Source organism: Bradyrhizobium sp., assembly GCF_035570375.1.
Taxonomy (GTDB): domain Bacteria; phylum Pseudomonadota; class Alphaproteobacteria; order Rhizobiales; family Xanthobacteraceae; genus Bradyrhizobium.
Genome location: NZ_DATMLW010000209.1, coordinates 16,450 through 43,407, shown reverse-complemented (window position 1 = coordinate 43,407; position 26,958 = coordinate 16,450). Strand labels below are relative to the sequence as shown.

Here is a 26,958-nt window from a genome sequence, read left to right as displayed (position 1 = left end):
GTGGCCGAGCTGAAACAGCCGCTCCTGGTAAAAGGCTTTGCGAGCTTCGCGCAGGAGACGCCTTGCGGACCTTCGAGCTTTCGAGGACGATGCCGTCACGAACAACGACAAGGGTGTCGTGGAGGTCGTCGGATGCGCAGCCTGAGCGCTTCGCTTTGCATTTTCGCTTTTGTGTTTGGCTGTATCTGCGGCGTCCATCATGCACAGGCGCAATCCTGGCCTAACCGCACCATCACCTTCATCGTTCCGTTTCCGCCGGGAGGCAGCACCTCCATCGTCGCGCGCGTCGTCGCCGACAAGATGAGCCAGCTGCTCGGACAAAGCATCGTCGTCGACAATCGCGGCGGTGCCGGCGGCACCGTCGGCACCAAGGCGGCGGCCAAGGCCGAGCCGGACGGCTACACCCTTCTGGTCGGATACACCGGCACCCTCGCCATCGGTCCGTCCCTTTACAAGAATGTCGGTTGTGACCCGCGCAAGGATTTTGTGCCGATCGGGATGATCGGGGCAAATCCCGGCAAGGTCAATTTCGGATCCGCCGGCGTCGGCACGGTCAGCCACATCACCGGCGAATATTTCGCGCGCGCGGCGGGAATCAAGCTCGTGCATATTCCCTACAAGGGTACAGGTCCGGCGCTGAGCGAACTGTTGGGCGGGCATATTCCGATGGCGTTTGCGCCTATTCCGGCGACCCATGCCAATGTCAATGCGGGACTGTTGCGTGCGCTGGCGGTGACCAGCACCACGCGCAACGCATTGCTGGGCGAGGTGCCGACCATGATCGAGGCCGGCCTTCCATCCTTCGATGCCTCGCTTTATTACGGCCTTGCGGCGCCTTCGGGCACACCGCGTCCGATGATCGAGAGGCTCAACAAGGCGTTGCGCGCCGCGCTCGCTTCCGAGGAGGTAAAGAAGCAGCTCGCGCTTGACGGCACCGAAATCACGCCAGGGAGTCCGGAAGACTATGCCGCCTTCATCGACCGCGATGAGCGGAAATGGTCGGAACTCGTCAAGGCCAGTGGCGTCGAACCGGAGTAGGTATGGCGTTCGAAAACGGTGCCATTTTCGCAGTCATGTTCTCATCTCTTTGTTTGAGCATGATCTCCGCGTAGACGCGTTCCGCGTTTGTCGCGAGCGAAAACCGGTTTCCACTTTTCCGGATCATGCTCTAAAACATTGCCATGCTACCTGATGCGATTCGTCTTTGGGCCGCGCTGGTCCTGATCGTGATTGTGCCGCCGGCAAGCGCCATGGATGCGGCCGCGCCGCCGCGGGAGGCGAGCACCGACGCCATGGCGCAGGCGGCCTCACCCCAGGCGGTCGCGGAATATCGTCGCCTGCTTCGCCAATATCAGGAGGCGCGCGCGGCCTTCGAAGAGGAGGCGGACGTCTACTGGAATTCGATTGCGGAGAAGCGGCGGGGCCGCAACGCCAGGCGGCGCGAGCATCTCGCCATCGCGCTTGACGATTATGTGCTGACGCAGCCGCCGGTTTACACCGGGCCCAGGCGGCCGGTGTCACCGGAAGGCGAGGAGGCGCCAGAACCAAAGCCGCGCCCGCACAAGGCCATCCCGCTGGTCGGCGACCTGCTGCAGGCGGCGAGCGAGCATTTCCAGTGGACGCCGCAAAAGCCCGCGAACGAGGTCGAATTCAAGCGCGCCTATGCACGCGTGGCTTCGGCCGCGGGCCTGACCCGGGAGCAGGCGGTACGGGTTTATTCGTTCGAGACCGGCGGCAACGGAAACTACGACATGCAGTCTGGACTGCGCAGCGGCCGGGCGATTTCCACGGCCATCGGCTACAACCAGTTGCTCACCACCAACAGCGTCGAATTGATCGCCGAACAGGGCGGCGAATTCCTTCGCGAACTGACGCAAAGGGCCGCGCAATTGTCGGGAGCGCCGCGCAAGGCGATGGATCAGAAGATCGCGGTGCTGAAGAAGATGGTCGCCTATGCGCGATCAGTGCCGGACGACTGGTCGGCGCACGAAAAACTCGCCGATACCCCTCAGGGCTGGGCCATCCATGCCATGGTGCTCGATATCGATGTCGGGCCGATGTTGCAGACCCACAAGCTCCTGACCTCGGTCATTTTCGCCCGCGCCAAGGGCTATGCCCACCCGTTGAGCGCCGCCGAGCTCGAGATGATGAACCTCACCGGCGACGGCACCGGGCTCGACATGGTGACGATGCCGCAAGCCATGCGCGAGCTGGTCCCGACGTCGAATTTCTTCCAGCGCGCAGGCTATGAGCGAAATCCCGTGGCGATCCGCCACAACACCGTGGCGCGGCTATTGGCGATCACCGACAGCCGGATGGACAGCAACAGCAATTCGCCTGGCGCAAGGGAATTGGCGGCCGCGTTCTACACGCCGTCGGCGACGGCCTCGCCCGACGGCGCGCGATGAAGTCACGTCCAGTGCTCCGATTGCGAAGTTCGCAAACATTCGCGGCGACTATCGATGCGAACTTCGGAATCATAACCTGATCATGCTCTGATCAGTGCGGCCCGAACATGAACTTGCCGTCGCCCTCGAGGAACGGCCCGGTGCGCATGTAGAGCTGACCGTTCTGGCCGACGAAAAACAGCGTGCCCTTTGGCACCTTCTTGGCGCCCTTCAGCAGCAGGCCCGCGTTGCTGGTCCCCATCTTGTAGGCAAACATCTTGCCTTCCTTGTCATAGCCATACCCCGTGTCCGGCTTCAGCTCCCACGGCGTCGCCTGTTCGGCGAATGCCGTTGTCGTCAGGGCGGCCATCGCTGCGGCCATCAAGAGGGTCTTGGTCAAAAATCGCGTCATCCTGCATGCTCCCACTACCGGGGCCGCAAACCTGTGCGGTCCATCGCTTCTGAACAAATCACGAACGGCATCGGCGCGTCAACACGACGCCTGTTGCGACCTTAGTTGCGCTTCATAGACTTTGTGATTTCCCCTCTTGCACTTCGCGACTATCTTCCTCCCCGGTTCTGGCCCTCTGCTCCAGAACGCAACTGTCGAACGCAGGTGTTCGCAAAAGGCCTATGGGGATGACCAGGATGAACCACGTTGTGAAATTTTGTTCGGGCATTGCGCTGTTTGCTCTATTGGGCACCCTCGCGCAGGCCGACGAGTTCAAGCTCAGCAACAACCAGCGAATTTCCTGCAGCCGGGGTTTGAGCGCCGGCAAGCTCAATACCGCGACCTGCAAATCCTACGCCTACATCTTCAACGTCAACACATCCGAATATTTCAGGTGCCAGGTCAGCCTGGCCCTGACTCGGGACAACAAGGAAGTGATCAACGTCCAGACCGACGGCGGCTGCATCAAGCGGCCCCGCATCTTCGATACCGATTCGAACTATTCGTTCGACGCGGCCGAGACCGAGCCGCCTAATACCAACTCGTTCTTCGGCAGCGGCGGCTATTCGGTATGGGCCAGCGACAATACGACGCGAAAGGTACGCGGCTGCATCATCATCAGCTCGGGTCTTGGCTCCGACATTTCCAAGTGCCTGGACATGACGTTTCAATAGGCCTGCCGTTGGCTCCGGTGAGGTAGAATTCCGCTCAAGGACAAGTTCGATGCGCCGCATCCGACCCGCGCAACTCTGCAGGTCCTGGCTGTTCCTCGAAGGTGCGAATGAAGCTGTGTTGCCTCGTGCAGCGGCAAGCGGCGCCGACGTTTTGATTCAGGAGCTGGAGGATTTTACGCCGCCATCGTCCCGGCCGCTGGCGCGCTCGCTCGCGAGCGATCTCTATCGCGCATGGCGGGCGGAGGGCGCCGTGGTCGCGGTACGCGTCAATCCGCTCGAGCAGGACGGCATGGACGATCTGGCGGCGGTGATGCGCGGCGCGCCCGATATCGTGGCGCCGCCGAAAGTCGCCGAGCCGCATCAGGTGTTGCGGCTGGATGAGGCGGTGACGCGCTTCGAACGCGACTACGGCATTGCTTCCGGCTCCACAGCCTTGCTGCCGAATATCGAATTCGCCCGTGGGCTGGTCCAGACGGCTGTGATTGCGAAGGCAAGCCCGCGAACGACAGCCTGCCTGCTCGCCGCCGAAGACCTCGCCTCAGACCTCGGCGCCGAGCGCGGACAGGACGGCCTTGAACTCGCTTATTGCCGGCAGCGCTTCATCGTCGAATGCGTTGCGGCCGGCGTCGTAGCAATCGACTGTCCCTATACCTGGGGCGATGTCGAGGGTGTGGGGCGTGATACGCGCTGGGCGCGAAGATTGGGCTATGTCGCAAAAAGCCTGGTCGATCCCTCCCATGCCGCCGTCGTCAACGCGATACTGTCACCGGATGATCAAGAGATCGGTCATGCCCGCGACATCGTCGCGGCGTTCGAATCGGCCCGCGCGAAGGGCGAGGCGCGTGTTGAGCTGGATGGCTCGCTGGTGGAATTGCCGACCTACGGCAACGCCCAACGCCTGCTCGCCCGCGGCGAGGCTTTACGGCAGTTCGAGCGCGGCGGCTCTGGCCAATTCGGCGATGGCGGATAATCCCTCCCCCGCGAAGCGGTGGGGAGGGAAGGCCGAAGCAAAGCGGAGGCCAGGGTGGAGGGTCTCTTCTTACTCCCCCACCCCGACGCTCGTTTTACTCGCCTCGACCCTCCCCACTACTCGCTCACGCTCGTGGGGGAGGGATAAGAGAGATTGCGTTTAGTGTGCGAATCTCTGCACCGACTGCAGGCGAGGCGAACCGAGTCATCGAAGCGATCGGACGATTAATGCCCGATCCGCGCCGAGGCCGGATGACCGGGCACCTTGAACCGCTTGCCGGTGTCGGTGACGTTGCTGCCGTCGACCTTGAGGATCGAAAAATCCTGGGTGATGTAGTTGCCGGCGAGAAGATATTTGCCATCCGGCGTGAACACGACCGCTTCGGGCAATCCGCCGACCTCGATATCCTGGGTTTTGGTCACCTTCTTGCCGTCGATTTTCAGGATCGAGAGGCTGCCGTTCTCGTTGTAGTAGAACGCCTTCTTGTTGTTGGAGCCGCGCAGGATCGCAGCCACTGCAACATCACCCTTCGGGGACATCGCAAGCCCTTCGGGACCGTCACCGACCACCACCCGATCGATGATCCGTGGCGGGTTGGCTTCGAGGTCGATCACGCTCGTGGTGTCGACACTGCCGTCCGAGGCGCCTGAATTGCCGTTATCCGAGGTCAGCGCGATCTTGCCGTTCGGCGTCACCACCACGTTGTAGGGCCACTGGCCGGTTGGCAGGTCGACCTTGTTATACGTCACCTTGTCGCCGTTGACGTCGAGCACGCTCACCTTGTGCGCCGGGAATCGGACGGCCAGCGCCCGCTTGCCGTCGGGCGTGAACAGCACATGCGCCACACTGTCGGGAAAGCTGATGGTGTCGGTGACCTTGACGTCGGTGCCGTTGACGGAGAGCACGCTGACCGAATTGTCGCCGCGATTGGCGACCAGCGCCATCTTGCCGTCCGGGCTGAAGCTCAGGCCCGAAGGCTGCTTGCCGCCGGTGATGGTGGCTGCGAGCTTCGGCGGGTTGGCCTTCAGATCGATCACGAAGATCTTGTTGTCCGGGACCTGCTTCAGCGCTTCGCCCTCTTTCACCACGTCGACCGAATTCGCAACGAGCGCGACCGAACCGGATGGATCGATGTCGAGATTGACCGGCGGCCCGACTACCGAATTTTCCAGCGGCAGCGTGGCTGCGATCTTGGGATTTTCGGGATCGGCAAGGTCGACGAGCAGGACCTGGTCCTTGCCGGGCGGCGAGAGGACGACCTTGCCATCATCGTCCCACCAAACCTTCTCGTCGAGACCGACGATCATGAACGGTTTGGCGTGGGTGAGATTGAGGGGCGCGCTGCAAAGCAGGACTGCGGCAACAAATGATAATCCGACGGTACGAAAGACGGGCATTATGGCGTTCTCCACGACAGGACCGGCCTCTGTCGGACCGGTTCGCGGGCGCCACAGTATGCGGGGAACGGCGTCCTTGCTAGAGCGGAGCGGTTCTCCGGGGCCATCCATTGGGATGGGTTGACCATGGGCTTTCGTCCGGTCAATTTCGACGGAAGACGGAGATGCCGGGTGGGACGCCTCAACGGAAAGACAGCGATCGTGGTTGGTGCCGGTTCGATCGGGCCGGGCTGGGGCAATGGCAAGGCCACCGCCGTGACCTTTGCGCGCCAGGGTGCGCAGGTGTTTTGCGTCGATCGAAACGCGGCGGCCGCGGAAGAGACCGCTGGCATCATCGCATCCGAGGGCGGCAAGGCGACCGCCTTCACCGCGGATGCTTCGCGCGCCGAAGACATCGCGGCCATGGTTTCGGCCTGCCTGAATGCTTACGGCCGCATCGACGTGCTCGACAACAATGTCGGCATCGCCGAAACAGGAAGCGTGATCGACGTGGCGGAATCCGACTGGGACCGTGTGTTCGCCGTCAATCTCAAGAGCGCGTTCCTTGCCATGAAGCACGTCATCCCGGTGATGGTGGCGCAGCGCGGCGGCTCGATCATCAATATCTCTTCCATCGCCTCCATCCGTCACCTCGGCATATCCTACGTCACCTATGGCACGACCAAGGCCGCGATGAACCAGATGACGCGCACCACGGCGGTGGAATTCGCACCTAAGAAGGTGCGGGTGAACGCGATCCTGCCTGGGCTGATGAAGACGCCGATGGTGGAGCATTCCGCAGGCCTTGCGGCGAGTTATGCGAGGGGTGACATCGAAGCGATGTGGCGCGCGCGCGATGCGCAGGTACCGATGGGACACATGGGCGACGCCTGGGATGTCGCCAACGCGGCGCTGTTTCTCGCCTCCGACGAATCGAAATACATTACCGGCATCGAGCTCGTGGTCGATGGCGGGATCACGCTCAAAGTGACCTGAATTTTGATGCGACGAACCTTCACAGCCCTGATCGCAGGCCTGGTGATCGCTTGCATGGCTTCGCAGGTTATGCCGAATTGCGCGTCCGCGGCGACCACCGAGCCGACCGAAGAGCAGATCGATTCCGCGCCTTGCATGGCCGCGGTCACCGCCCGTGAAGACGAGCGGATCATTGCCGATTGTGCTCCGCTGATCGACAACGACAAGGCGGCCAAGGCCGACCGCATCAAGGCTGCGATCGCGCGCGCCGCCGCCCATGAGCGCAAGGAGCAGATCGACCGCGCGATTTCCGACTATGATCTGGCGCTCCGGCTCGACCCGACGCTGGCCGATATTTTCAATGCCCGCGGCGAGCTCTGGCGCAAGAAGAGTGACCGGCCGCGCGCGCTGGGTGATTTCGGCACGGCAGTCAAGCTCAACCCAAATCACGCGGCTGCACGGGCCAATTACAAGTCGCTGTCGCTCGAGATCGAGCGCATCGGCGCGATGATCGCGGTCAACAACAGGCCGAGCTTCAATTGCGCCACGGCCAGACGTCCGGTCGAAAAGGCGATCTGTGCCAATCCGGAGCTTGCCAATCTCGACCGCGAGATCAACGCCGTAAATACCAAGATCGTCCGCGAGGCGGGCAAGGATGATCGTAGCGCCGGCCGCGCCATGCAGCGTGAGCAGGATGAGTTCCTCGCCCGCCGCAATGCCGAGTTCGGCCGGCCGGATTTCGATTTGCAGAAGATGATGCGCCAGCGGCTCGATCGCCTGATGGCGCTCGATCGGCACTAGCTCTTTGCGTGTTCACGGAGTACGGCAAGAGGTGAGCTTCCGTACATTCACTGACAAACCAGTACGGGGGTTTTCGCGTGCGTCAGCACCTTGTTTGTCACACTGCCGATTAGAAGAACGGCAAGTCCGCTGCGCCCGTGCGACGACATCACAATGAGATCGCAGCCTTTGTCCTCGGCAGCTGCGATGATGGCTTGATGGGGTTGCCCGTTCTCCAGCTGAATCGTCTCGCAGGAAACACCAGCCTCCTTGGCTTCCTTTGCCGCGCGATCCAGGGCGCTCGTGGCCTGTTCCTTGCGCAGCTCGGCGTATGTTGCGACTGCTTCAAGGAACCGCCCAGTCATTTCTGAAAATGGTTCCACAACGAAGATTACAGATACCCTGGCTCCAAGGGATTTCGCCAGCGCCAACCCATGCGCCACCCCATGCTGCGCTAGCTCCGACCCATCTGTCGGAATGAGAATATGCCGGTACATGCTTCACCTCCCGATTGTCTGGACGCATCGCTGCCTTGCGTATGTAAGCTGGGCCCGCGTTTCGGATCCAGTCTTGAGATAAATCAATCTCGGCCCATCGTGCCTCGACCAGATGTTTGCTATTTGGCCGAAGCGGAAATCCGGCCGCTTGGACTTGCGCCCAAAAAGCGGACACCATAGCAGAACGATATCAACGGTTTTCCGCTCGTGGTCCGAGCCGACGTTCGGCGCGCCAGCCCTTCATGTCCGCCCTGAGCGGGCGCACCGGACAAGTTGCCGTCCGCGACGAGGTCGGTTTATGACCCGTTTCTGATCTCTGGCGACTTCGGCTCTCAAGGCGATATTGAGGGCATGGCGCGCATTGTGAGCACACGCTCTGGTCGCCTTTAGCCGAAGGACGCAGTCATTCCCGCTTGATCTGGCGCCGCTTCCCACCAAAATGAGCTGAAAACGGCCGCTTTGATCCTGGTCATGGCTGGATGGGTCCAGCCCGTCCATGCTGGATGCTTTGCAGGCCGTGAAAAATCGTGTCGAACGGGAGCTGCGCCATGAACATCCAGGGCAACAGTCGCTATCACGAGATTCATGCCCGTTCGCTCCGGGACCCCGAAGGCTTTTGGGGCGAGGCCGCCCGCGACATCGACTGGATCGAGCCCGCCAGGAAAATCTTCGATCCGTCACAGGGACTTTACGGCCGCTGGTTTACGGGTGCGGTGGTCAACAGCTGTTACAACGCGCTCGATCGCCACGTCGCAGGCGGGCGCGCCGACCAGCTGGCATTGATTCACGATTCCCCGCTCTCGGGCAGCCAAACGAGGCTGACCTATGCCGAGTTGCTGAACGAAGTGAAGACGCTTGCGGCGATCATGGCCGACTTTGGCGTTGCGAAAGGCGATCGCGTCATCCTCTATATGCCGATGGTGGTGGAAGCCGTGGTCGCGATGCTGGCCTGCGCGCGAATCGGAGCGGTGCATTCGGTGGTGTTCGGCGGTTTCGCCGCCAGGGAACTGGCGACCCGGATCGACGATGCCAAGCCGAAGCTGATCTTCTCGGCAAGCTGCGGGCTCGAGCCCGGCCGCATCGTGTCATACAAGCCGCTGCTCGACGAGGCGATCAGGCTCTCCAGCGCCAGGCCGATCGCTTGCATCATCCTGCAGCGGCCGCAAGCCTCTTGCGACCTCATCGCGGGGCGCGACCACGATTGGGCCGACTTGCGGGCTGCGGCCATCAAGGCAAAAAAATCCGCCGACTGCGTCCCCGTTCTCGCGACCGATCCGCTCTACATCCTCTACACGTCAGGCACCACCGGCGTACCCAAAGGCGTGGTGCGCGACAATGGCGGGCATCTGGTCGCGGTGAAATGGTCGATGTTCAATCTCTACGGCGTCAAGCCCGGCGAGGTCTGGTGGTGCGGCTCCGATATCGGCTGGGTGGTCGGTCACAGCTACATCATCTACGGGCCGTTGTTTCATGGCGCCACTTCGATCATGTACGAGGGCAAGCCGATCGGCACGCCGGACGCCGGCGCATTCTGGCGCCTTATTTCCGAGCACAAGGCGGTGGCCTTGTTCACCGCGCCGACCGCGTTCCGCGCCATCCGCAAGGAAGACCCGGAAGGCAAGTTCATTCGCCGATACGACCTGTCGAAATTCCGCACGCTGTTTCTGGCGGGCGAGCGCGCCGACCCGCCGACGGTGGAATGGGCGGAACAACAGTTGAAGGTGCCGGTGATCGATCACTGGTGGCAGACGGAAACCGGCTGGTGCATCGCCGGCAATCCGGTCGGGCTCGGAATGCTTCCGGTGAAACACGGCTCGCCGACCGTGCCGATGCCGGGCTATCAGGTCGACGTCGTCGATGAGGCGGCCAAGCCGTTGGCTGCGAATACCATGGGCTCGATCGTGATCAAGCTGCCGATGCCGCCTGGCTGCCTGCCGACGCTATGGCAGCAGGATGATCGCTTCAGGGAGTCCTACCTCACCGAATTTCCCGGCTACTACAAGACCTCCGATGCCGGCTTTGTCGACGAGGACGGCTACGTTTGGGTGATGGGGCGCACCGACGACATCATCAATGTCGCCGGTCATCGTCTCTCCACCGGCGGCATGGAGGAGATTCTTGCTTCCCATCCCGACGTCGCCGAATGCGCCGTGCTCGGCATCAGGGACGCGATCAAGGGCGAGGTGCCCTGCGGCTTTTTGGTGCTGAAGGCCGGTGTGACCCGCAGCGCAGGCGAGATCGAAAAGGAGATCGTGTCGCTGGTGCGTGAAAAACTCGGTCCCGTCGCCGCCTTCAAGCTCGCGATCACGGTCGGCCGGCTGCCGAAGACGCGCTCGGGCAAAATCCTGCGCGGCACCATCAAGAAGATCGCCGACGGCGAACCATGGGCGATGCCCGCCACCATCGAGGATCCGAAGGTGCTCGACGAGATCGGCGAGGCATTGAAGGGCAGGGTGTGATCCAGCAGTCATGCCCGGGCTTGCCCCGCCTGCGGGGCCGAAACCCCTTCGGCGTGGCGAAGGCTCGGGCATCTATCTGAAACATGCCTTGTTTTTGATGGATTGCCGGGGCATAGGCGAGCGGAAGCGACGCCGTTCTTCGAACGGCAATGCCCGGCAATGACGAAAGATCAGGGTATCTGCGCATGAGGCGCCAATTCGCACTTCTGGTTTTGGCGCTTGCCGCGCTGACGCTTTCCTCCTGCGCCAAGCGCAATGAGTTGCCGGTCAGCTCGAGCTTAAGCGAAGATGACGACACGTTCTGCCGTGCCGGCGGCAAGGTCGCGGTCGGCTCACCCGAATACGTCGCCTGCCGCAAGGACCGCGACGCCCAGCGCGGCAACGCGATCGCGCGCGCCGACAAGAAGCAGCGCGATCTCGGGGAATATATGCTGAACAATCCGGTCCGGCCTTGAAATTCGGGAGGTCCTCATGAACGAAGACGTCTTCAACACCAGCCTGCGCAGGTTTTTGAAAAAAGTCGGCATCACCTCGCAGCGCGAAATCGAAAGGTCGGTTCGCGATGCGCTCGCCTCGGGCCGCCTCAAGGGCCACGAGAAGCTGCCGGCCAAAATGGTTCTCACCATCGGCGGCCTCAGTCTTTCGCACGAGATCGACGACGAGATCGAGCTGGGCTAGAGCCGATCAGGTGTCTGACCGGGATATCACCACTCTCACCTTCGTCATGGCCGGGCTCGACCCGGCCATCCATGTCTTTTTCTCCCCAATCAGAAAGTAAGACGTGGATGCGCGGGTCAAGCCCGCGCATGACGGGAGGAATATTGGGAGCGCGCGCGTAAGCCAAGGACTAACCCGCGCCTACTCCTGCTCCTGCTTCTTGCCACCAATGGTCTTCAGCTTGGCGAAGACGGCATCGACGTTGAGATCCTCGCGCTGTTTCTCCGAAACCTCGACCTCGGGCTCCTTGCGCGTGGTCTCGGAGGCCGGCAGCAGGGTGGCGCCGCCGTAACCGGTATCAACCGGCTTCTCCTTGGCTGCGCGCTGGACCTCGAAATCGAGCTCGATCTGCGAGCAAAGGCCAAGCGTCACCGGGTCCATCGGGGTCAGGGTGGAGGCATTCCAGTGGGTACGGTCGCGGACGCTGGCGATCGTGGTCTTGGTGGTGCCGACCAGTCGCATGATCTGCGCGTCCTTCAATTCCGGGTGATTGCGCACCAGCCACAGGATCGCGCTCGGCCGTTCGTGCCGGCGCGAGACCGGCGTGTAACGTGGGCCCTTCTTCTTGGCCTGCGGCGGCAGCGTCACTTTGCTTTCGGCGATCCTGAGCCGGTAATTCGGGTCCTTTTCACCCTTTTCGATCTCGTCACGGGTGAGCTGGCCGGTCGAAATCGGGTCCATGCCCTTGATGCCCTGGGCGGCGTCGCCATCGGCGATGGCGCGGACCTCGAGCGGGTGCATTTTGGTGAAATCGGCCACCTGATCGAAGGTTAGAGCGGTATTATCGACCAGCCACACGGCCGTAGCCTTTGGCATCAGCGGTGCATTGCTCATGGCAAATCTCCTTGGCGCTTCGCCCACCCCTTAAGGGCGAAGCCGTGGTCATCAGCGATGACGGGAATTACGCCTTATATAAGCCTTCCAGGGCCGATGGCGCAATGGCTTGCAGGAGTGGCGGGGCGAGCCGCCGCCCATGATACGAACCCATGATACAACCTCGTAATCGGGACCCTGGACGCCCTTGACAGCGCCCCAAAGCCGGCCCAAGTCCTCTAGCGACAAGTCCCGTAACGACAAGTCCTTTAACGAATTTTCCTTATGTGAATCGCCTGTTCCGGCCCGCCCGGGGCGATTCGGTCCGAGACAGCCCCATGCCAGCCAAACCACCCCTGAAAATCGTGCTTTGCTCGCCACGGGGCTTCTGTGCGGGCGTGGTCCGGGCGATCGATACGGTCGAACGGGCGCTGGCGATCTACGGCGCTCCGGTCTATGTCCGCCACGAGATCGTCCACAACCGCTATGTCGTCGACAGCCTCAGGACCAAGGGGGCGATTTTCGTCGAGGAACTGGCGGAAATCCCCGACAATACCGACGCGCCGGTGGTGTTCTCGGCCCACGGGGTTCCGAAATCAGTGCCCGCGGAAGCCCGCGCCCGAAATTTCTTCTCGCTCGACGCCACCTGCCCGCTGGTCACCAAGGTGCATCGCGAGGCGGCGATCCATTTCAAGCGCGGCCGCGAAATCCTTTTGATCGGCCACTCCCATCATCCGGAGGTTGTCGGCACGCTCGGACAATTGCCGACGGGCGCGGTGACGCTGATCGAGACCGCCGAGGACGCCGCGACCTTCACCCCGAGGAATCCGGACAACCTTGCCTTTGTGACCCAGACCACGCTGTCGATCGACGACACCGCAGAGATCGTTGCCATGCTCAAGGAGCGGTTTCCCAACATCTCGGGTCCGCACAAGGAAGACATCTGCTACGCCACCACCAATCGCCAGCTTGCGGTGAAGAAGGTGGCGCCCGTGGTCGACGCTTTGATCGTGGTCGGAGCGCCCAATTCGTCGAATTCGCAGCGGCTGCGCGAAGTCGCCGAACGCGAAGGCTGCCCGATCGCCGTTTTGGCGCAACGCGCCGGCGATCTCGACTGGTCGAGATTCGAAGGCATCACCAGCCTCGGCATCACGGCGGGTGCGTCCGCACCGGAAGTGATCGTCGAGGAAATCATGGGCGCGTTCGCCGAGCGCTACGACCTGCACGTGGAGACGGTCTCGGCGGCGGAAGAAAACGAGTTCTTCCCGTTGCCGCGTTCGCTGCGGCCTGACGCAGCGGAATAGTCTAGTGGTCCAATTCTAACATTCGCTCCCCGTCTCGGCAGGCATTCTGGCGAATGTTAGAATCAAAGGACCATTAGAGCCTCGGTTCTGATTCAATCAGAACCGAAAAGGCGCTAGTGTCCTGATTCCGAAGTTCGTATCATTGCGCGGCATATTCGTTTACGAACTTCGGAATCGAAAGGACACTAGCAAGTCATTGTTTCTAGTGTGGCTTTGGTTCAGAAGTCCGCATGACGAACTGGCGGCAATAATGATGCGGACTTCTGAACCGCCACACTAGCGTTCCTTTGATGTAGGAAGTTCGCATCGGAGGGTAGGGCGAGGGCAGGCGAACTTCATAAATCGGGACGCTACATGGCGGTTTACACCGACGTCGCCGCCGATGAGCTTGGGGAATTCCTGAGCCAATACGAGATCGGCGAACTCTTGTCCTACAAGGGCATCGCCGAGGGCGTCGAGAATTCCAATTTCCTGCTGCACACAAGTTCGGGCTATTTCATCCTGACGCTGTATGAGAAGCGGGTCGCCAAAAGCGACCTGCCGTTTTTTCTCAGCCTGATGACGCATCTCGCCTCGCGCGGGCTGAGCTGCCCGCAGCCGGTGAAAAACAAGAGCGGCGAAGCCTTGAGCGCTCTCGCTGGCCGTCCGGCGGCGATCATCAGCTTTCTGGAAGGCGTCTGGCCGCGCAAGCCGAATACCGCCCATTGCGCCGGTGTCGGCGCGGCGTTGGCCCAGATGCATCTGGCCGGCGCCGATTTCCCCATGGTGCGCGCCAACGCGCTGTCGGTGTCGGGCTGGCGGCCCCTGTTCGAGCAGGCCGCCCCGCGCGCCGAGGAGGTGCAAATCGGATTGCGTGATTTCCTTGCCGCCGAACTCGATTCTCTCGAGGGCAACATCTGGCCGAAGGATTTGCCGATCGGCGTGATCCACGCCGATCTGTTTCCCGACAACGTATTCTTTCTCGGCGAGCGGGTATCCGGCCTCATCGATTTCACCTTCGCCTGCACCGACATGCTGGCCTATGACGTCGCCATCTGCCTCAACGCCTGGTGCTTTGAGAGCGATTGCTCGTTCGACGTCACCAAGGCGCGTGCCTTCTTGAGCGCCTATGGAAAGGTGCGAAAACTGTCGTTAGCTGAGGTCAGCGCGTTGCCGCTACTGGCACGCGGCGCGGCGTTGCGCTTCCTGCTGACGCGTCTGGTCGATTTTCTGAACGTGCCGAAGGGGGCGCTGGTGCGGCCAAGGGACCCGATGGAGTATGTCCGCAAGCTGCGCTTTCAGCAGAGCGTATCCACGATCCGCGACTACGGCGTCGCGACTTCCGGAAAAAACTAGTGCGGCTTTGGATTTGACATTCGCGCGGAATATCCGAGAACAGTTGTGGCGAATGTCAAATCCAAAGCCGCACTAGAAAATAATATTTGCTAGTGGAGTGGATTTGACATTCGCTACCCAATTGGCCGCAAGCCCGTTAAGCGAATGTCAAATCCTAAACTCCACTAGAATCTTATATTTGCTAGTGGTCCTTTGATTCTAACATTCGCAAAAGTGCCTGCTACAATGGGAAGCGAATGTTAGAATCGGACCACTAGTGTCCCCACGGTTCTGACATTCGTAAGAGAGGTCGCCGCAACATGATACGAATGTCAGAACCGGGACACTAGCGTGAGTTCGCTTCCCTCCGTCACCATCCATACCGACGGCGCGTGCTCGGGCAACCCGGGTCCCGGCGGATGGGGTGCGATCCTCAAATTCGGCGAGGTCGAAAAGGAATTGAAGGGAGGGGAGCCGCACACCACCAACAACCGCATGGAGTTGATGGCGGCCATCTCCGCGCTGGAAGCGCTCAGGAAGCCCTGCCTGGTCGACCTCTACACCGACAGCCAGTATCTGCGTCAAGGCATCACGGGGTGGATCCATGGCTGGAAGAAAAACGGCTGGCGCACCGCGGACAAGAAGCCGGTGAAGAATGCGGAGTTGTGGCAACGGCTGGATGCGGCGCTAAAGCCGCATCAGGTACGCTGGAATTGGGTCAAGGGCCACGCCGGCCACGACGCCAATGAGCGCGCCGATCAACTGGCGCGCGACGGCGTGGCGATGGCGAGATTGAAGGGGTAGTTGCGAAAAATCGGGGGACGTTGGCACCCTCTCCCCTTGTGGGAGAGGGTGCCCGAAATGCAAAGCATTGAGGGCGGGTGAGGGGTGAGGCCTCTCGCGGAAAAGAACCCCTCACCCGGTTTCTCGCTGACGCTCGAAACCACCCTTTCCCGCAAGGGGAGAGGGTGGGGCGCGCGGTGTAGCTTAAAGCTGCCCCAGCAGCGTATCGCCGCCGGAAACCTCGACCTTGCCCGGCGCCGGCTCGAGATTGAGCTTCTTCACCACACCGTCGTCCACCAGCATCGAATAGCGATGGGAGCGAATGCCGAGCCCGTTGCCGGAAGCGTCGAGCTCCATGCCGATCGCCTTGGTGAATTCAGCGTTGCCGTCGGCGAGGAAGGTGGCTTCGTCGCGCTGGTCGGTGTCGCGCTTCCAGGCGTTCATCACGAAAGCATCATTGACCGAAACGATCGCGATCGTATTCACGCCCTTGTCCTTGATGGCATAGGCATTGAGGAAGATGCTCGGCAAGTGCATCTTGTGGCAGGTACCGGTATAGGCGCCGGGCACGGCAAACAGCGCGACCTTCCTGCCCTTGAAGATATCGTCGGTGGTCCTGACCTGCAGTCCGTCCGCCGTCATCACGCGAAACTTGGCCTCGGGCAGCTTGTCGCCAACTTTGATGGTCATCGTGTTTCTCCCTCTGGATAGCGAATGGTTTCTTAGACCGGGCCGGCCGGCGGCACAATATTCGGGCCCACGAAAACGGCAATGGGCTCATCCAGTCATCAGTGTCCCGGTTCTGACATTCGTACGATATTGCGGCGACCTCTTTTACGAATGTCAGAACCAAAGGGACACTAGCAAATATTATTATCTAGTGCGGCTTTGGATTTGACATTCGCTATAACTGTTCGTGGATATTCCACGCGAATGTCAAATCCGCCGCACTAGCCGGAAAATCCACCCTGGTCGAGATACGCCTGCTCCTCTGGCGTGGTCGACCGTCCGAGAATGCGATTGCGGTGAGGAAAGCGGCCGAAGCGGCGGATGATCTCGGCATGTCCCTCGGCATATTCGAGGTTACCGGGATCACCGGATTTGCGGAACAGCTCGACGCAGCGGAGCTGGTCCGAAAGCTCTTCCGAGTGCATGAACGGCATATAGAGGAATTCCAGCAGGCCAGGGTCGATCCGCGCATCCGCGCCGCGGGCGATCGCGCGGGCAGCGACCTCGCGCGCCCTGGCATCGCTGGAATAGGTCCTGGCATCGTCGCGAAACATGTTGCGCGGAAACTGATCGAGCACGATCACGAGCGCCAGCGCGCCCTCGTCCGAAGATTCCCAGGAGGACAACTCGCCGGCGGCCGCCTTCTGCCAGAGCGTCAGGAATCGGCCGAGGATGAGCGCGTCGAACGCCTCGTCCTTCTTGTACCAGCGCTCAGGGCCGGCCTCGCGCCAGAATGCGACAACGTCGTCAGGCGTCGGGTCAAAAGCTTCGCTCATGAAAGCTCCGCGTCCGCCAGTCTTCAGGCGGCCGCGGCCTTCTTTTCGTCGCGCAGTTCGCGGCGCAGGATCTTGCCGACATTGGTCTTCGGCAGCGTTGTCCTGAATTCGATCTGCTTGGGCACCTTGTAGGCCGTCAGCTGGGTGCTGCAGAACTTGATCACGTCCTCGGCAGTGAGGTTCTGGTCCTTCCTGACGATGAAGGCCTTGACCGCTTCGCCGGACCTGTCGTCCTGCACCCCGATCACGGCGCATTCGAGCACGCCGGGATGGCTCGCGATCACTTCCTCAATCTCGTTCGGATAGACGTTGAAGCCGGAGACCAGGATCATGTCCTTCTTGCGGTCGACGATCCTGGTGTAGCCGCTTTCGTCCATCACCCCGATGTCGCCGGTGCGGAAGTAGCCATCCGCCGTCATCACCTTGGCGGTCTCTTCCGGCCGGTTCCAGTATCCGGCCATCACCTGCGGACCCTTGGCGCAGATTTCGCCCGCCTCGCCGAGCGGCACTTCGTTGCCATCGTCGTCCCTGATCGAAAGCCAGGTCGAAGGAACGGGAAGGCCGATCGAGCCGGTGAAGCGGTCGGTGTCGGCCGGGTTGCAGGTCAGCGTCGGCGAGGTCTCCGACAGGCCGTAGCCCTCCGACAGCGGGCATCCGGTTACGGCCAGCCATTTCTCGGCGACCGGTCGCTGCGTCGCCATGCCGCCACCGAACGAGCTTTTCAACCTGGAGAAATCGACCTTGTCGAAGCCGGGCGTGTGCAACAGGCCGTTGTAGAGCGTGTTGACCGCGGGGAAACTGGTGATCTGGTATTTCATCAGCTCCTTGACGAAGCCGGGCATGTCGCGCGGGTTCGGGATCAGGAGGTTGACGCCGCCGGTGCGCACCGCCAGCAGGAAACACGCCGTCAGCGCGAACACATGGTAGAGCGGCAGCGCGCAGACGTTGAAGAATTGATCGACGTGGGGCGGCTTGTCCAGCGCCGGCTGCAGCCAGGCGTCGTTCTGCAGCACGTTGGCGAGAATGTTGCGATGGAGTAGCGTCGCTCCCTTGGAGACGCCGGTGGTGCCGCCGGTATATTGCAGGAAGGCGACGTCTTCGCGCGTGAGGTGGGGCTTTTCGAATTTGATGCCACGGCCGGCGGCGAGCGCCTCGTTGAACGCCACCGCACGCGGGATGGAGTAGGGCGGCACCATCTTCTTCACCCGCCGCACCACGAGGTTGACGATCACGCCTTTGAGGCCGAGCAAATCGCCCATGCTGGCGACGATCACGTGCTTGAGCGAGGTCTTGCCCATCACCTGTTCGACGGTCGTTGCAAAATTCTCCAGCACGATGATCGCCTCGGCGCCGGAATCCTTGAGCTGATGCTCGAGTTCGCGCGGGGTGTAGAGCGGGTTGACGTTGACGACCGCAAATCCTGCGCGCAGCACCGCGGTGGTGGAGATCGGATATTGCAGCACGTTGGGCATCATCAGCGCGACGCGTGCGCCTTTCTGCATGCCTTTGCTTTGCAGATAGGCCGCGAGCGCCAGCGACATCTCGTCGAGGTCGTGGAAGCTGATGGACTTGTCCATGCAGATGAAGGCCTTGCGCTCCCTGAACTTCGCAAAGCTCTCTTCCAGCAGTTCGACCAGGGATGAGTATTGGGTCACGTCGATATCGGCGGGCACGCCAGCCGGATATTGCTTGAGCCAGATCCGCTCCATGATCCTTTCCTCCCGGTTAGTTTCCTCGCCTTTCGCCCGCTTGCCGGCGCCGGACGCTTCTTTCTTGGTAGTATTGGCGTTGCCGTGGCAGATGGCAAGCGGCAGTCGGCCAAGGCAATCGTATGTGATCCTGCCGACGTGGTAATCGGTGCAAAGTTAAGGACTATCCCTCGAGACGGCGCTTACGCGCCTCCTCGGGATGAGGTCGGCAATTCCGGTACATTTCGGCCCCTCATGGTGAGGAGATGCGCTCGTTGCGCGGCGTCTCGAACCATGAGGACGCACCCGGCCGATCGACCAAAGAATGGCAATTGCCCGGCACACGGGGCTTAGTCATTAAAATGTGTGGGATAGAACCGGCTCAGGAGCGCGGCGCGGACGCGGATTTCAGCTCCGGGGCGCCGGCGTCTCCGGTTGTATTCTTCGGTGCCGGTTTGGCCGCCGGTTTGGCGCTGGCCTTGGGTTTTGCCGGCTTTGCATCCGCTTTATCGGCAGCAGGCGCGGGCTTTGCGGATTCAGGTTTGGCGTTGGCGTGCCTGGTGGCGGATTTGCCTGCAGCCGGTTTTCCGTCCCTGGCGCCGTCCTTTTCCCTGGTCTCCGGCTTCGCCTCCACCGAGGCATCCGGCTTCTTCGCCGCGACGCGGGGCTTCTTGCCGCGGCGTATGGTCTGTTCCGCAGTGTCGGCGGCGACAGCGGCAATCAGGGCAGCACCGGTTCGCGTCGGCCCGGTATAGACGGGAATCGGTTCGGACGGCGCAGGCGCTGCCGCCAGCATCTCCGAAGGTTTTAGCGTTGGCGGTTGCAGCCCCGCCGAGAAGAAAGCCAGAGCCGGGGAGTTGCCCGCCGCGCCGCTTGCGACCGTGTCCTCGTCCTCGTCGCTCGCGGGCTTGTGCCGCTTGCCGCTGCACATCTCGTCGCGCAGATTCGGCGGCGAGGCATCGACCGGCACGAGGTTCTCGACCGTGCCGAGCGAGGGGCGCAGCCACGCCAGCGAATTGTTGGCAAAGCCGCGCTCCAGGAGCTGTGCGGCCTTGACCGCGCGCGCCTGGCCGGACGAAGCACCGAGCACAACCGCGATCAGCCGCTTGCCGTCGCGCGTTGCGGAAGCCACGAGATTATAGCCGGACGCGCAGATGAACCCGGTCTTGAAACCGTCGGCGCCGGGATAGCGTCCGATCAGCTTGTTGAAGTTCTGGGTGATCCTGCGGCCGTAACGGATCGAGGGAATGTGAACGAAATATTCGTATTCCGGCAGGTCGCGAATGATCGCGCGCGCAAGGATCGCCAGGTCCCGTGCCGACGTGATCTGTCCGTCCGCAGGCAGCCCGTTCGGATTGACGTAACTCGTCTGCGTCATGCCAAGCCGCTGCGCGTTCTGGTTCATCAGCGCCGAAAAGCCGTCGATCGAACCTCCGACGCCTTCGGCGAGCACCACGGCCATGTCGTTGGCCGACTTCACCAGCATCATCTTGAGCGCGTTGTCGACGGTGACCTGGGTCCCCGGGCGGAAGCCCATCTTCGAGGGCGATTGCACGGCCGCGACCGGAGACACCGTAAGCAGCGTGTCGAGCGTGATCCGCCCTTCCTTGACGGCTTTCAGCGTCACATAGGCGGTCATCAGCTTCGTCACCGAAGCGGGGTACCAGGGATAGGTCGCGTTCTCGGCCTGCAGCACCTTGCCGCTGTCAGCTTCGACCAATAGCAGCGCTTCGGCGCGCGCGGCGCAGGGCGCGGCGACGGCGAGGGTCGCGAGCAGAATCAAGTTCGATAACGGTTTGCAAAACAGCGGGCGAAGAAAATGCACTATCCGATTCCGGTCCTTTGAGATCCGCCTTCAGCAAGGGGACTCTCACTATGTTCGGGTCTCAAGCGGTGTTCGGCGCCGTTGCTTGCGGCCGGACGAACCTATACCGGCCTGCCGATGCTGAACAGAGGTTGAGGGAGTGGATCTGACATTCATTATGGTAATGAGCGCGAGTTCGAAAAGCGAATGTCAAATTCAAGACTCCACCAAAAACCTTAATTGCCAATGATCCTTCGAGTTCACGTTCGCAAAGCTGCCTGGCCAGGATTGGATGCCAGGATCGGATGCGAATGCTGGAATCGCACTATCAGGTAACAGGATCATGGACGAAATAGGCCGAATTCCGGCGGTACTCAAATCTTGATCGCCTTGCCGCTGCCCGTTTCCGGCAAACCGGCGCTTGCCCGCGCGCTCTCCTGAATCATGAACTGGGCCCTGGCGAGTTCCGCGAAACGGCCGCCTTTGGCTACGAGTTCATCGAAAGTTCCGCTTTCGATCACCCGTCCGTTGTCGAACACCAGGATTCGCGTCGCGTTTCGAATGGTCGAAAGCCGGTGGGCGATGACAAAGGTGGTGCGTCCCTTCATCACTTCATCGAGCGCGGCGTTGAGCTTGGCCTCGGTGACCGCGTCGAGCGCGCTCGTTGCCTCATCGAGAATGAGGATCGGCGGATCCTTGAGCAGCGCGCGGGCGATCGACAGCCGCTGCCGCTCGCCGCCGGACAGCATCCGCCCGCGCTCGCCCGCATTGGTGTCGAATCCCATTTCGCTGCGCTCGATGAACTCCAGCGCCTGGGCGCGGCGTGCGGCGATCCGCAGCTCCTCGTCGGTGGCGTCAGGCTTGCCGACCCGCAGATTGTCGGCGATCGAACGGTTGAACAGCAGGGCTTCCTGAAACACCACGCCGATATTCCGGCGCAGCGCCGCCAGCTTCAGGCCGCGCACATCCATGCCGTCGACCTTGATGATGCCCGACTGCGGGTCGAAGGCGCGATGCAGAAGCGCAATCGCGGTGGACTTGCCGGCGCCCGTCGGGCCGACCAGCGCGACGGTCTGGCCGGGCAGCGCCACGAAGGTGAGATCCTCGACCGCGGGCCGCTTGCCGTCATAGGAGAACGAGACGTCGTTGAACTCGACTAGTCCCGACAGGCGCCCGCTGTCGATCGCATCGGGCCGGTCACGGACGGCGGGCACCGCATCGAGCACGTTGAAGAATTCCTGCAGGCGCGGCGCCTCCATGAACACGTTGTTGATGAAGCTCACCACCTGTTCGAGCCGCTGGATCAGCATGCTGGCGAAACTGACGAACATCACGATCTCGCCGACCGAGGTGAGGCCCCGCTCGTGCAAAATGATGCCGACGGTGAAAATCGCAAGCACAGTGATCGTGGTCGAGGCCCTGGTGATCACGGTGACCAGCGCCCACCACGATAATACCGGCATCTGCGCCGCCAGAAGCTTGTCGGCGACAAAGCGCACGCCCTGCACCTCGGCATCGATCCGCACGAAGCTTTGCACCAGTGCGACATTGCCGAGCGCATCGGAGGCGCGGGCGGAGAGGTCGCTGTAATGGGTCTCGACCTCGTTTTGCATGCCGTAGGTCTTGCGAACGACCATCGTCGTCAGAATGGTGAACACCACGCAGAGGAGGAACAGCAGGGTCGCGAGCTGCCAGTTCAGATAAAACGACAACGGCAACAGCACTACCAGCGACATGATCGCGGCGAAATGCTCGCGGAAGAAGCCGAGCCACACCCGCCACAGGGCATCGGTGCCGTTCAGCATCACCTTCATCAGCCGGCCGGAATGGGTGCCGGTGTGGAAGGTCAGCGGCAATTGCAGGATGTGCTCGAAATAACTGCTCAGCACCGCCTGGCGCTGGCGGTGGGCCAGCCGATCGGCGTGAAGCGCCACCGCGGCGCTGCATATAATGGTGAACAGCCCGAACGCCGCCCAGGCTAGCAGCAAGGTCCATGCCGACGACGATCCGGATGGCCCCGGCTTTGCCGAGAGAACATCGACAATGCGGCCGAACAGGACCGGCTCGGCGAATTGCGCGCCCGCCAGCAAGAGATTGGCTGCGGCGAGTATCCACCCCAACCGGGCTTCCTTGCCGAGTTGCTCGAGCACGCGTGCGTAGAGGCGAAGCAGGGACATGTGGCTCCAGCGCCAAAAAAACCTCAGACGGAATCGTCGGGCAACCGTATCTTAATCGGGGATTGCAGCGAAGAAAGAGCGTGGATGCAATCTCAGGATTGCGGGAGAGGCTGGCGCCAAATACCTTTTGCTCAATTGATCAGGCGGTCGCCGCGCGGGGGCAGGAAGCTGTCGTCGAAAATATCGGACGCCGAAGGGCGCCTGGAGAATTTGACATCCTCCCCGACCTGATCGATCGAACGCTCGAGGCGCTCCGGATCGACGGCGCCGATGCCGTTGCGTTTCACTTCGCTGGTCAGGATATTGTCGTTGATAACGGTGTGCAGGCGCTCCAGCTCAAGGTCGCGCGAACCATCGTCCATGTGATCGAGAACTTCGTCGACCGCGTGCGCGGGCTCGCGGATGGCAAGGCTGGTGCCCGCGGTCAGCGCGCGCAAAAATCCTCTCACCGCCTCGGGTCGGCGTGCCGCGAACGCGGGGTTGACGATCACCGCAAAGCCATAGGCCTCGCAGCCATAGTCGGCGAACCGCAGCACCGCGAGATCGTCGGCCGGAACGCCGCGGTCCCTCAGATTCACCGCGGACAGATAGGAAAATCCGGTCACGGCATCGACCTGGCCGGCCGACAGCATCGGCTCGCGCACGGCAGGACTCATTTGCCGCTGTTTCACGCTTGTAAGCTTGATGCCGTTGTGGTGCGCGAGTGCGGGCCACAACAAGAGCGAGAGATCGCCTTCGGCCACACCGAGGGTCTTGCCCTCGATATCGGAAAGCGCGTGGATGCCCCGGCTCTTGCGGGCGACGATGGCGTAGGGAGCCTTGTTGAACAGGATGAACACCGCCTTGACGGAGGAGGGATGCTGGTCGCGAAAACGGATCAGCGCGTTGAGGTCGACCAGTGCGAATTCGCTGTCGCCGGAGGCGACGCGCGAGATCGCCTCTGGTGATCCTGCGACGACGTTGGTCGCGACCGCCAGCCCTTCCGATCCAAACAGGCCATCGGTCATGGCCAGTATGATTGGGGCCACCCCGGCGTTAACCGGACGGTCAAAGGAAAACTGGATTGCGATCGGTTGACGGTTTTGATCGGCGGCGAGCGCTTCGACCGTGCCCAGATATGCAAGACCGCATGCAAGACCAATCAGGGAGGCCAGCAGGCAGCGGGCAAACTTGGTCTGAATTGCGCGCATCAGCATCACACCAGGACCCAGGGTACTTGCCACCCCGGATATGTCTGTTTCGTGACGCCGGTCCCGCGTCGGGTTCATTGTGCCGTACCGAACCTGAACAGTCGATGAGCAGTTTGGCGACCACCGACGTTCCCGCGCCGGCAGGCCGGAGTTCCTGACGGTCCTTGGACCACCCATTGATTGTTCCAAGGTATTACTACGGCTGAGACGTTGCCCGCCCCCGACGCGGCTGGGACAGTGCGCCGCATGCCGCTTCCTGCCTCGGCCTGCCCGATCAGGGCGAATCCGCCTCTTTGCATTAGTCCGATGGTCACTATGGCCAGCGGATTTCGGCTCGCGGGCCTTGACCGTTAACACGCTCGGCACCCGTTTGGATTATTTTAGGCACATGAGTGATTCGCTCGAGCGGCTCTATTTGGCGGTCATCGCGGCCAAGGATCTTGATCCGGCGGTTTCGCGAACGGCACGGCTGTTTCGGCGTGGCCCGGCCAAGATGGCGAAGAAACTGGCCGAAGAGGCCATCGAGGTCGTGATCGACGCCGTCAGCGGCGACGCCGAGGCCGTGGTCAGCGAGAGCGCCGATCTGCTCTACAACCTCACGGTCCTGTGGGCGTCGGCCGGCGTGCGTCCGGCGGACGTGTGGCGCGAAATGGAACGGCGCGTGCATCTGCTCGGGATTGCCGAGAAGATGCCGAAGTCGCCGGTCAAACTGGCCAAGGTTCCCCCACCCCGGGAGGCGCGGCGACCAATTGTCGCGCTGGAAACGCGCGGCCTGCGCAAACGCCACTAGTCTAAAGACGGCCCGAATCCCTAATTTCCCGGCATGGACAAATCGCTTCCATGGTGGTTGATCGCACCATGCTGAGACGGATCTACGATTGGTGCATCGACGCCGCGCACAAGCCTTACGCGCTATGGATCATGGCCGCGGTGGCATTTGCGGAAAGCTCATTTTTTCCGGTGCCCCCGGACGTCATGCTGATTCCCATGTCGCTGGCGCGGCCGGCGCGCGCCTGGTTCTACGCGCTGGTCTGCACCGCGGCATCCGTGCTCGGTGGCGTTCTCGGCTATGGCATCGGCGCGCTGCTCTATGATTCGCTCGGGCAGTGGCTGATCAATCTCTACGGCCTTGGCGACAAGGTGGAGGCTTTCCGCGCCGGCTACGCCGAATATGGCGCGTGGATCATCCTGCTGAAGGGACTGACGCCGATCCCCTACAAGCTCGTGACCATCACTTCCGGCTTCGCCAATTACAATATCTGGCTGTTCATCGCGTTGTCGGTGATCGCCCGCGGCGGCCGCTTCTTCGCGGTCGCGATCCTGCTCAACCGCTACGGCGAATGGATTCGGGTCAGGATCGAGCGGCATCTCGGCTTTTGGGTGTCGCTGGGTGCGGCTGTGCTGGTGGCGGGTTTCATCGTCGCGTTCAGGATGATTTGAAGCGCGCGAACTGCATTGCCGGCTCGCATTGCGTCAAGGCGCGATCGGGAATCGAAGCGGCCGGCGCCAGTGAAAACGGTTTTGCGAAAAGACTAGTTGGGCTCGCCATGATGCTTGATCGATCCGCCAGTCTGGCCGTGCTGCCCCGCGCAGCGTCAAGGGCGAAGGTTGCGGCTGCGGGTCTTGCGCTGTCGATATCGGTGATCGCCGCGAGCGCAGGCTGGTCGCAGACAACGCCGCCCGCAAAGCCGTTATCGCCGCAAGGAGTGCCGGATCAGCCGCCGCCGCAAGCCCCGGCGACGCCTGAGGAGAATCCGGGCCTTCTCAACGAAATGGGAAAGATGCTGGAGAAGTCGCTGTCGATCCTGCCGCCCCTGAAAAGCCCGACTGAGGCGATCGACGATCTGAACGCACGCGCCAAGGATGCGGCAAAGGACGCAGGCGAGGGCCTGTCGCGTCTGGCCAAGCCTTCCTCGATGGTGACGGGGCGCGTGATCTGCCCGGTCGCCAACGGTGCCGCAAACTGCAAGGTCGCTGCCGACAAGCTTTGCCAAAGCAAGGGATTCAAGGAGGGCAAGAGCCTGAATGCCGATTCGACGGAAGCCTGTTCTGCCAAAGTGCTGATTCCCGGCCGGACGCGAAAGCCGGACGACTGCCGGACCGACTATTTTGTCACGCGCGCTCTGTGTCAGTAGGCGACCGCACCTTCCAGATCGACATTATCGTCAACAAAGATACCAGGCTTCTGCGTGCCTGTGAGGTCAAGCGCGGTTTTGGTCATCACGATAACGACAAATGCCGGCAAGTGCTGCGGGGCGTTATCTGCATACAAGCGTTACAGAACAGCTACGGCAAGCAACGCGGCCTGGATGTCCAAAAGGCGTTCAGCCACATGATTTTTTACTATCCATAGCCTCTTACCAAGGGCCACCTCCGTAGTAAGCCCCTGGACCACACAACCAGTACCTGTCCCAACCCGCGCCACGATAGTACCCCCCGATAGTGCGTTCGTAATTGCAAGGACTACCACCATAGTAATCCCAAGGGCCGGCCGCCCAGCCGGCACCGTAACCGTTCGCAGCCCGCCAGTAGTGTCGATGCGCAACGCCGGCAACGCTCAGGGGGGTCAAGGGTCGACCGGTCTGGGCCTGAGCACTCTCGATCGACAGCGAGATGCCGCGTTGCGCAGACCAGCCAAAGGAGAGCAGTACCACACATGCGAAGGTCGAGGTTGCTATTGCAACCTTTCTCAAATTCGTCTGCGTCATGGATCTGACTCCATTGTTCTTTGCCTATTTTTTAAATAATACGCCTTCGCGTTCAGAGACGACAATCACGATTAGATGCGGGGGCTGGATGCTTCCAATGCTTGACCCTCACCCGGTTTGAAAAGGGCGCGTTCGGCTTCATACCTGTCGCCTTGTGGCCCGAAGGCGCATAAATGGGATTATCGCCGGGACGTCCAGGGGGTACCGGGCCAATGTCTCGCGGGCGTTGACCGACGCTCATGACCCGAAGCGGTCCTTCAAAGCATCTCATCCACCCGTGACAAGATGCTGGGCTCTGCGCCCCACGGGCTTGGTCGCTGAGGGAGGGGCACGCGCGGCGACACTCATCATTGGTCCAGGTTTGCGATGGCGTGGCCCTTCGCTGC

Annotated in this window: 26 protein-coding genes; 16 read left to right on the top strand and 10 right to left on the bottom strand. The window is 61.7% G+C overall.

From position 1 onward, the window contains the following. The first annotated feature begins 132 nt into the window (after positions 1 to 132). Together VNX23_RS23110 and VNX23_RS23105 are read left to right on the top strand one after the other, a co-directional pair. Entirely contained in the window at positions 133 to 1,038 is a 906-nt protein-coding gene (locus tag VNX23_RS23110; RefSeq protein ID WP_325633891.1) for a tripartite tricarboxylate transporter substrate binding protein, read from the top strand. Positions 1,039 to 1,181: 143 nt separating this feature from the next. After that, a complete protein-coding gene (locus tag VNX23_RS23105; protein ID WP_325633890.1) occupies positions 1,182 to 2,408 on the top strand; it encodes a hypothetical protein in 1,227 nt (408 codons plus the stop codon). Between the two features lie 91 nt (positions 2,409 to 2,499). Here the strand turns inward: VNX23_RS23105 and VNX23_RS23100 are convergent, their stop codons facing one another. Then, positions 2,500 to 2,799, bottom strand: coding sequence for a hypothetical protein (locus VNX23_RS23100; protein ID WP_325633889.1), 300 nt, complete (start codon positions 2,797 to 2,799; stop codon positions 2,500 to 2,502). A gap of 236 nt (positions 2,800 to 3,035) precedes the next feature. Here VNX23_RS23100 and VNX23_RS23095 point away from each other — a divergent pair, with 236 nt between their 5' ends. Next, positions 3,036 to 3,512, top strand: a complete 477-nt coding sequence (locus tag VNX23_RS23095) for a hypothetical protein (protein ID WP_325633888.1) — start codon at positions 3,036 to 3,038, stop codon at positions 3,510 to 3,512. A gap of 49 nt (positions 3,513 to 3,561) precedes the next feature. Continuing rightward, positions 3,562 to 4,482 carry a CoA ester lyase gene (locus VNX23_RS23090; protein WP_325633887.1) on the top strand — a complete coding sequence of 307 codons (921 nt, stop codon included), beginning with the start codon at positions 3,562 to 3,564 and terminating at the stop codon, positions 4,480 to 4,482. Positions 4,483 to 4,706: 224 nt separating this feature from the next. On the opposite strand, the gene VNX23_RS23085 is transcribed toward VNX23_RS23090, so the two are convergent. Continuing rightward, positions 4,707 to 5,879, bottom strand: coding sequence for a beta-propeller fold lactonase family protein (locus VNX23_RS23085; protein ID WP_325633886.1), 1,173 nt, complete (start codon positions 5,877 to 5,879; stop codon positions 4,707 to 4,709). 171 nt (positions 5,880 to 6,050) lie between these two features. Between VNX23_RS23085 and VNX23_RS23080 the strand changes: the two genes are divergently transcribed. Together VNX23_RS23080 and VNX23_RS23075 are read left to right on the top strand one after the other, a co-directional pair. After that, entirely contained in the window at positions 6,051 to 6,854 is an 804-nt protein-coding gene (locus VNX23_RS23080; protein ID WP_325633885.1) for a glucose 1-dehydrogenase, read from the top strand. A gap of 6 nt (positions 6,855 to 6,860) precedes the next feature. Then, positions 6,861 to 7,634, top strand: a complete 774-nt coding sequence (locus VNX23_RS23075) for a hypothetical protein (RefSeq protein ID WP_325633884.1) — start codon at positions 6,861 to 6,863, stop codon at positions 7,632 to 7,634. Positions 7,635 to 7,681: 47 nt separating this feature from the next. On the opposite strand, the gene VNX23_RS23070 is transcribed toward VNX23_RS23075, so the two are convergent. Continuing rightward, on the bottom strand, positions 7,682 to 8,110 hold the full coding sequence (locus VNX23_RS23070; protein ID WP_325633883.1) for a universal stress protein: 429 nt from the start codon (positions 8,108 to 8,110) through the stop codon (positions 7,682 to 7,684). Between the two features lie 548 nt (positions 8,111 to 8,658). On the opposite strand from VNX23_RS23070, the gene VNX23_RS23065 reads away from it, so the two are divergent. The 3 genes from VNX23_RS23065 to VNX23_RS23055 all read left to right on the top strand — a co-directional run bounded on the left by VNX23_RS23065 (position 8,659) and on the right by VNX23_RS23055 (position 11,247). Further along, positions 8,659 to 10,569, top strand: coding sequence for a propionyl-CoA synthetase (locus VNX23_RS23065; protein WP_325633882.1), 1,911 nt, complete (start codon positions 8,659 to 8,661; stop codon positions 10,567 to 10,569). A 185-nt stretch (positions 10,570 to 10,754) separates the two neighbouring features. After that, a complete protein-coding gene (locus VNX23_RS23060) occupies positions 10,755 to 11,024 on the top strand; it encodes a hypothetical protein (RefSeq protein WP_325633881.1) in 270 nt (89 codons plus the stop codon). Between the two features lie 16 nt (positions 11,025 to 11,040). After that, positions 11,041 to 11,247 carry a DUF6494 family protein gene (locus tag VNX23_RS23055; RefSeq protein ID WP_325633880.1) on the top strand — a complete coding sequence of 69 codons (207 nt, stop codon included), beginning with the start codon at positions 11,041 to 11,043 and terminating at the stop codon, positions 11,245 to 11,247. A gap of 180 nt (positions 11,248 to 11,427) precedes the next feature. On the opposite strand, the gene VNX23_RS23050 is transcribed toward VNX23_RS23055, so the two are convergent. After that, on the bottom strand, positions 11,428 to 12,120 hold the full coding sequence (locus VNX23_RS23050) for a DUF1013 domain-containing protein (protein ID WP_325633879.1): 693 nt from the start codon (positions 12,118 to 12,120) through the stop codon (positions 11,428 to 11,430). Positions 12,121 to 12,437: 317 nt separating this feature from the next. On the opposite strand from VNX23_RS23050, the gene ispH reads away from it, so the two are divergent. From ispH to rnhA, 3 genes are all read left to right on the top strand, one after another. Further along, a complete protein-coding gene (gene ispH, locus VNX23_RS23045; protein WP_325633878.1) occupies positions 12,438 to 13,403 on the top strand; it encodes a 4-hydroxy-3-methylbut-2-enyl diphosphate reductase in 966 nt (321 codons plus the stop codon). 354 nt (positions 13,404 to 13,757) lie between these two features. Further along, a complete protein-coding gene (locus tag VNX23_RS23040) occupies positions 13,758 to 14,738 on the top strand; it encodes a homoserine kinase (protein ID WP_325633877.1) in 981 nt (326 codons plus the stop codon). Positions 14,739 to 15,068: 330 nt separating this feature from the next. Further along, the gene (gene rnhA / locus VNX23_RS23035) at positions 15,069 to 15,521 is read left to right on the top strand and encodes a ribonuclease HI (protein ID WP_325633876.1); all 453 of its coding nucleotides are present in this window, start codon (positions 15,069 to 15,071) and stop codon (positions 15,519 to 15,521) included. Positions 15,522 to 15,704: 183 nt separating this feature from the next. Here rnhA and VNX23_RS23030 read toward each other — a convergent pair whose 3' ends face one another. The 6 genes from VNX23_RS23030 to VNX23_RS23005 all read right to left on the bottom strand — a co-directional run bounded on the left by VNX23_RS23030 (position 15,705) and on the right by VNX23_RS23005 (position 23,864). Further along, complete coding sequence (locus tag VNX23_RS23030; protein ID WP_325633875.1) at positions 15,705 to 16,190, bottom strand: peroxiredoxin; 486 nt, start codon at positions 16,188 to 16,190, stop codon at positions 15,705 to 15,707. 260 nt (positions 16,191 to 16,450) lie between these two features. Beyond that, positions 16,451 to 17,005, bottom strand: a complete 555-nt coding sequence (locus VNX23_RS23025; protein WP_325633874.1) for a DUF924 family protein — start codon at positions 17,003 to 17,005, stop codon at positions 16,451 to 16,453. Between the two features lie 23 nt (positions 17,006 to 17,028). Continuing rightward, a complete protein-coding gene (locus tag VNX23_RS23020; RefSeq protein WP_325633873.1) occupies positions 17,029 to 18,714 on the bottom strand; it encodes a long-chain fatty acid--CoA ligase in 1,686 nt (561 codons plus the stop codon). Positions 18,715 to 19,075: 361 nt separating this feature from the next. Further along, the gene (locus VNX23_RS23015; RefSeq protein WP_325633872.1) at positions 19,076 to 20,518 is read right to left on the bottom strand and encodes a D-alanyl-D-alanine carboxypeptidase family protein; all 1,443 of its coding nucleotides are present in this window, start codon (positions 20,516 to 20,518) and stop codon (positions 19,076 to 19,078) included. Between the two features lie 353 nt (positions 20,519 to 20,871). Then, positions 20,872 to 22,674: a glucan ABC transporter ATP-binding protein/ permease gene (locus VNX23_RS23010; RefSeq protein ID WP_325633871.1), complete on the bottom strand. Its 1,803-nt coding sequence runs from the start codon at positions 22,672 to 22,674 to the stop codon at positions 20,872 to 20,874. Between the two features lie 131 nt (positions 22,675 to 22,805). Beyond that, positions 22,806 to 23,864, bottom strand: a complete 1,059-nt coding sequence (locus tag VNX23_RS23005) for an ABC transporter substrate-binding protein (protein WP_325633870.1) — start codon at positions 23,862 to 23,864, stop codon at positions 22,806 to 22,808. Between the two features lie 388 nt (positions 23,865 to 24,252). Between VNX23_RS23005 and hisE the strand changes: the two genes are divergently transcribed. The 4 genes from hisE (at position 24,253) to VNX23_RS22985 (ending at position 26,217) form a co-directional block, all read left to right on the top strand. Then, positions 24,253 to 24,654, top strand: a complete 402-nt coding sequence (gene hisE, locus VNX23_RS23000) for a phosphoribosyl-ATP diphosphatase (protein ID WP_325633869.1) — start codon at positions 24,253 to 24,255, stop codon at positions 24,652 to 24,654. 68 nt (positions 24,655 to 24,722) lie between these two features. Then, complete coding sequence (locus VNX23_RS22995; RefSeq protein ID WP_325633900.1) at positions 24,723 to 25,304, top strand: YqaA family protein; 582 nt, start codon at positions 24,723 to 24,725, stop codon at positions 25,302 to 25,304. A gap of 110 nt (positions 25,305 to 25,414) precedes the next feature. Beyond that, positions 25,415 to 25,999: a hypothetical protein gene (locus VNX23_RS22990; RefSeq protein WP_414643062.1), complete on the top strand. Its 585-nt coding sequence runs from the start codon at positions 25,415 to 25,417 to the stop codon at positions 25,997 to 25,999. Then, complete coding sequence (locus VNX23_RS22985; protein WP_325633867.1) at positions 25,990 to 26,217, top strand: hypothetical protein; 228 nt, start codon at positions 25,990 to 25,992, stop codon at positions 26,215 to 26,217. Before VNX23_RS22990 ends, VNX23_RS22985 begins: the two co-directional genes overlap by 10 nt. Positions 26,218 to 26,958 lie beyond the last annotated feature (741 nt).

Bases quoted from the DNA above. Each gene is read 5' to 3' on its own strand.
- VNX23_RS23110 (WP_325633891.1), top strand. From the start codon at position 133: ATGCGCAGCCTGAGCGCTTCGCTTTGCATTTTCGCTTTTGTGTTTGGC.
- VNX23_RS23105 (WP_325633890.1), top strand. From the start codon at position 1,182: ATGCTACCTGATGCGATTCGTCTTTGGGCCGCGCTGGTCCTGATCGTG.
- VNX23_RS23100 (WP_325633889.1), bottom strand. From the start codon at position 2,799: ATGACGCGATTTTTGACCAAGACCCTCTTGATGGCCGCAGCGATGGCC.
- VNX23_RS23095 (WP_325633888.1), top strand. From the start codon at position 3,036: ATGAACCACGTTGTGAAATTTTGTTCGGGCATTGCGCTGTTTGCTCTA.
- VNX23_RS23090 (WP_325633887.1), top strand. From the start codon at position 3,562: ATGCGCCGCATCCGACCCGCGCAACTCTGCAGGTCCTGGCTGTTCCTC.
- VNX23_RS23085 (WP_325633886.1), bottom strand. From the start codon at position 5,879: ATGCCCGTCTTTCGTACCGTCGGATTATCATTTGTTGCCGCAGTCCTG.
- VNX23_RS23075 (WP_325633884.1), top strand. From the start codon at position 6,861: ATGCGACGAACCTTCACAGCCCTGATCGCAGGCCTGGTGATCGCTTGC.
- VNX23_RS23070 (WP_325633883.1), bottom strand. From the start codon at position 8,110: ATGTACCGGCATATTCTCATTCCGACAGATGGGTCGGAGCTAGCGCAG.
- VNX23_RS23065 (WP_325633882.1), top strand. From the start codon at position 8,659: ATGAACATCCAGGGCAACAGTCGCTATCACGAGATTCATGCCCGTTCG.
- VNX23_RS23060 (WP_325633881.1), top strand. From the start codon at position 10,755: ATGAGGCGCCAATTCGCACTTCTGGTTTTGGCGCTTGCCGCGCTGACG.
- VNX23_RS23055 (WP_325633880.1), top strand. From the start codon at position 11,041: ATGAACGAAGACGTCTTCAACACCAGCCTGCGCAGGTTTTTGAAAAAA.
- VNX23_RS23050 (WP_325633879.1), bottom strand. From the start codon at position 12,120: ATGAGCAATGCACCGCTGATGCCAAAGGCTACGGCCGTGTGGCTGGTC.
- ispH (WP_325633878.1), top strand. From the start codon at position 12,438: ATGCCAGCCAAACCACCCCTGAAAATCGTGCTTTGCTCGCCACGGGGC.
- VNX23_RS23040 (WP_325633877.1), top strand. From the start codon at position 13,758: ATGGCGGTTTACACCGACGTCGCCGCCGATGAGCTTGGGGAATTCCTG.
- VNX23_RS23030 (WP_325633875.1), bottom strand. From the start codon at position 16,190: ATGACCATCAAAGTTGGCGACAAGCTGCCCGAGGCCAAGTTTCGCGTG.
- VNX23_RS23025 (WP_325633874.1), bottom strand. From the start codon at position 17,005: ATGAGCGAAGCTTTTGACCCGACGCCTGACGACGTTGTCGCATTCTGG.
- VNX23_RS23020 (WP_325633873.1), bottom strand. From the start codon at position 18,714: ATGGAGCGGATCTGGCTCAAGCAATATCCGGCTGGCGTGCCCGCCGAT.
- VNX23_RS23010 (WP_325633871.1), bottom strand. From the start codon at position 22,674: ATGTCCCTGCTTCGCCTCTACGCACGCGTGCTCGAGCAACTCGGCAAG.
- VNX23_RS23005 (WP_325633870.1), bottom strand. From the start codon at position 23,864: ATGCGCGCAATTCAGACCAAGTTTGCCCGCTGCCTGCTGGCCTCCCTG.
- hisE (WP_325633869.1), top strand. From the start codon at position 24,253: ATGAGTGATTCGCTCGAGCGGCTCTATTTGGCGGTCATCGCGGCCAAG.
- VNX23_RS22995 (WP_325633900.1), top strand. From the start codon at position 24,723: ATGCTGAGACGGATCTACGATTGGTGCATCGACGCCGCGCACAAGCCT.
- VNX23_RS22990 (WP_414643062.1), top strand. From the start codon at position 25,415: ATGCTTGATCGATCCGCCAGTCTGGCCGTGCTGCCCCGCGCAGCGTCA.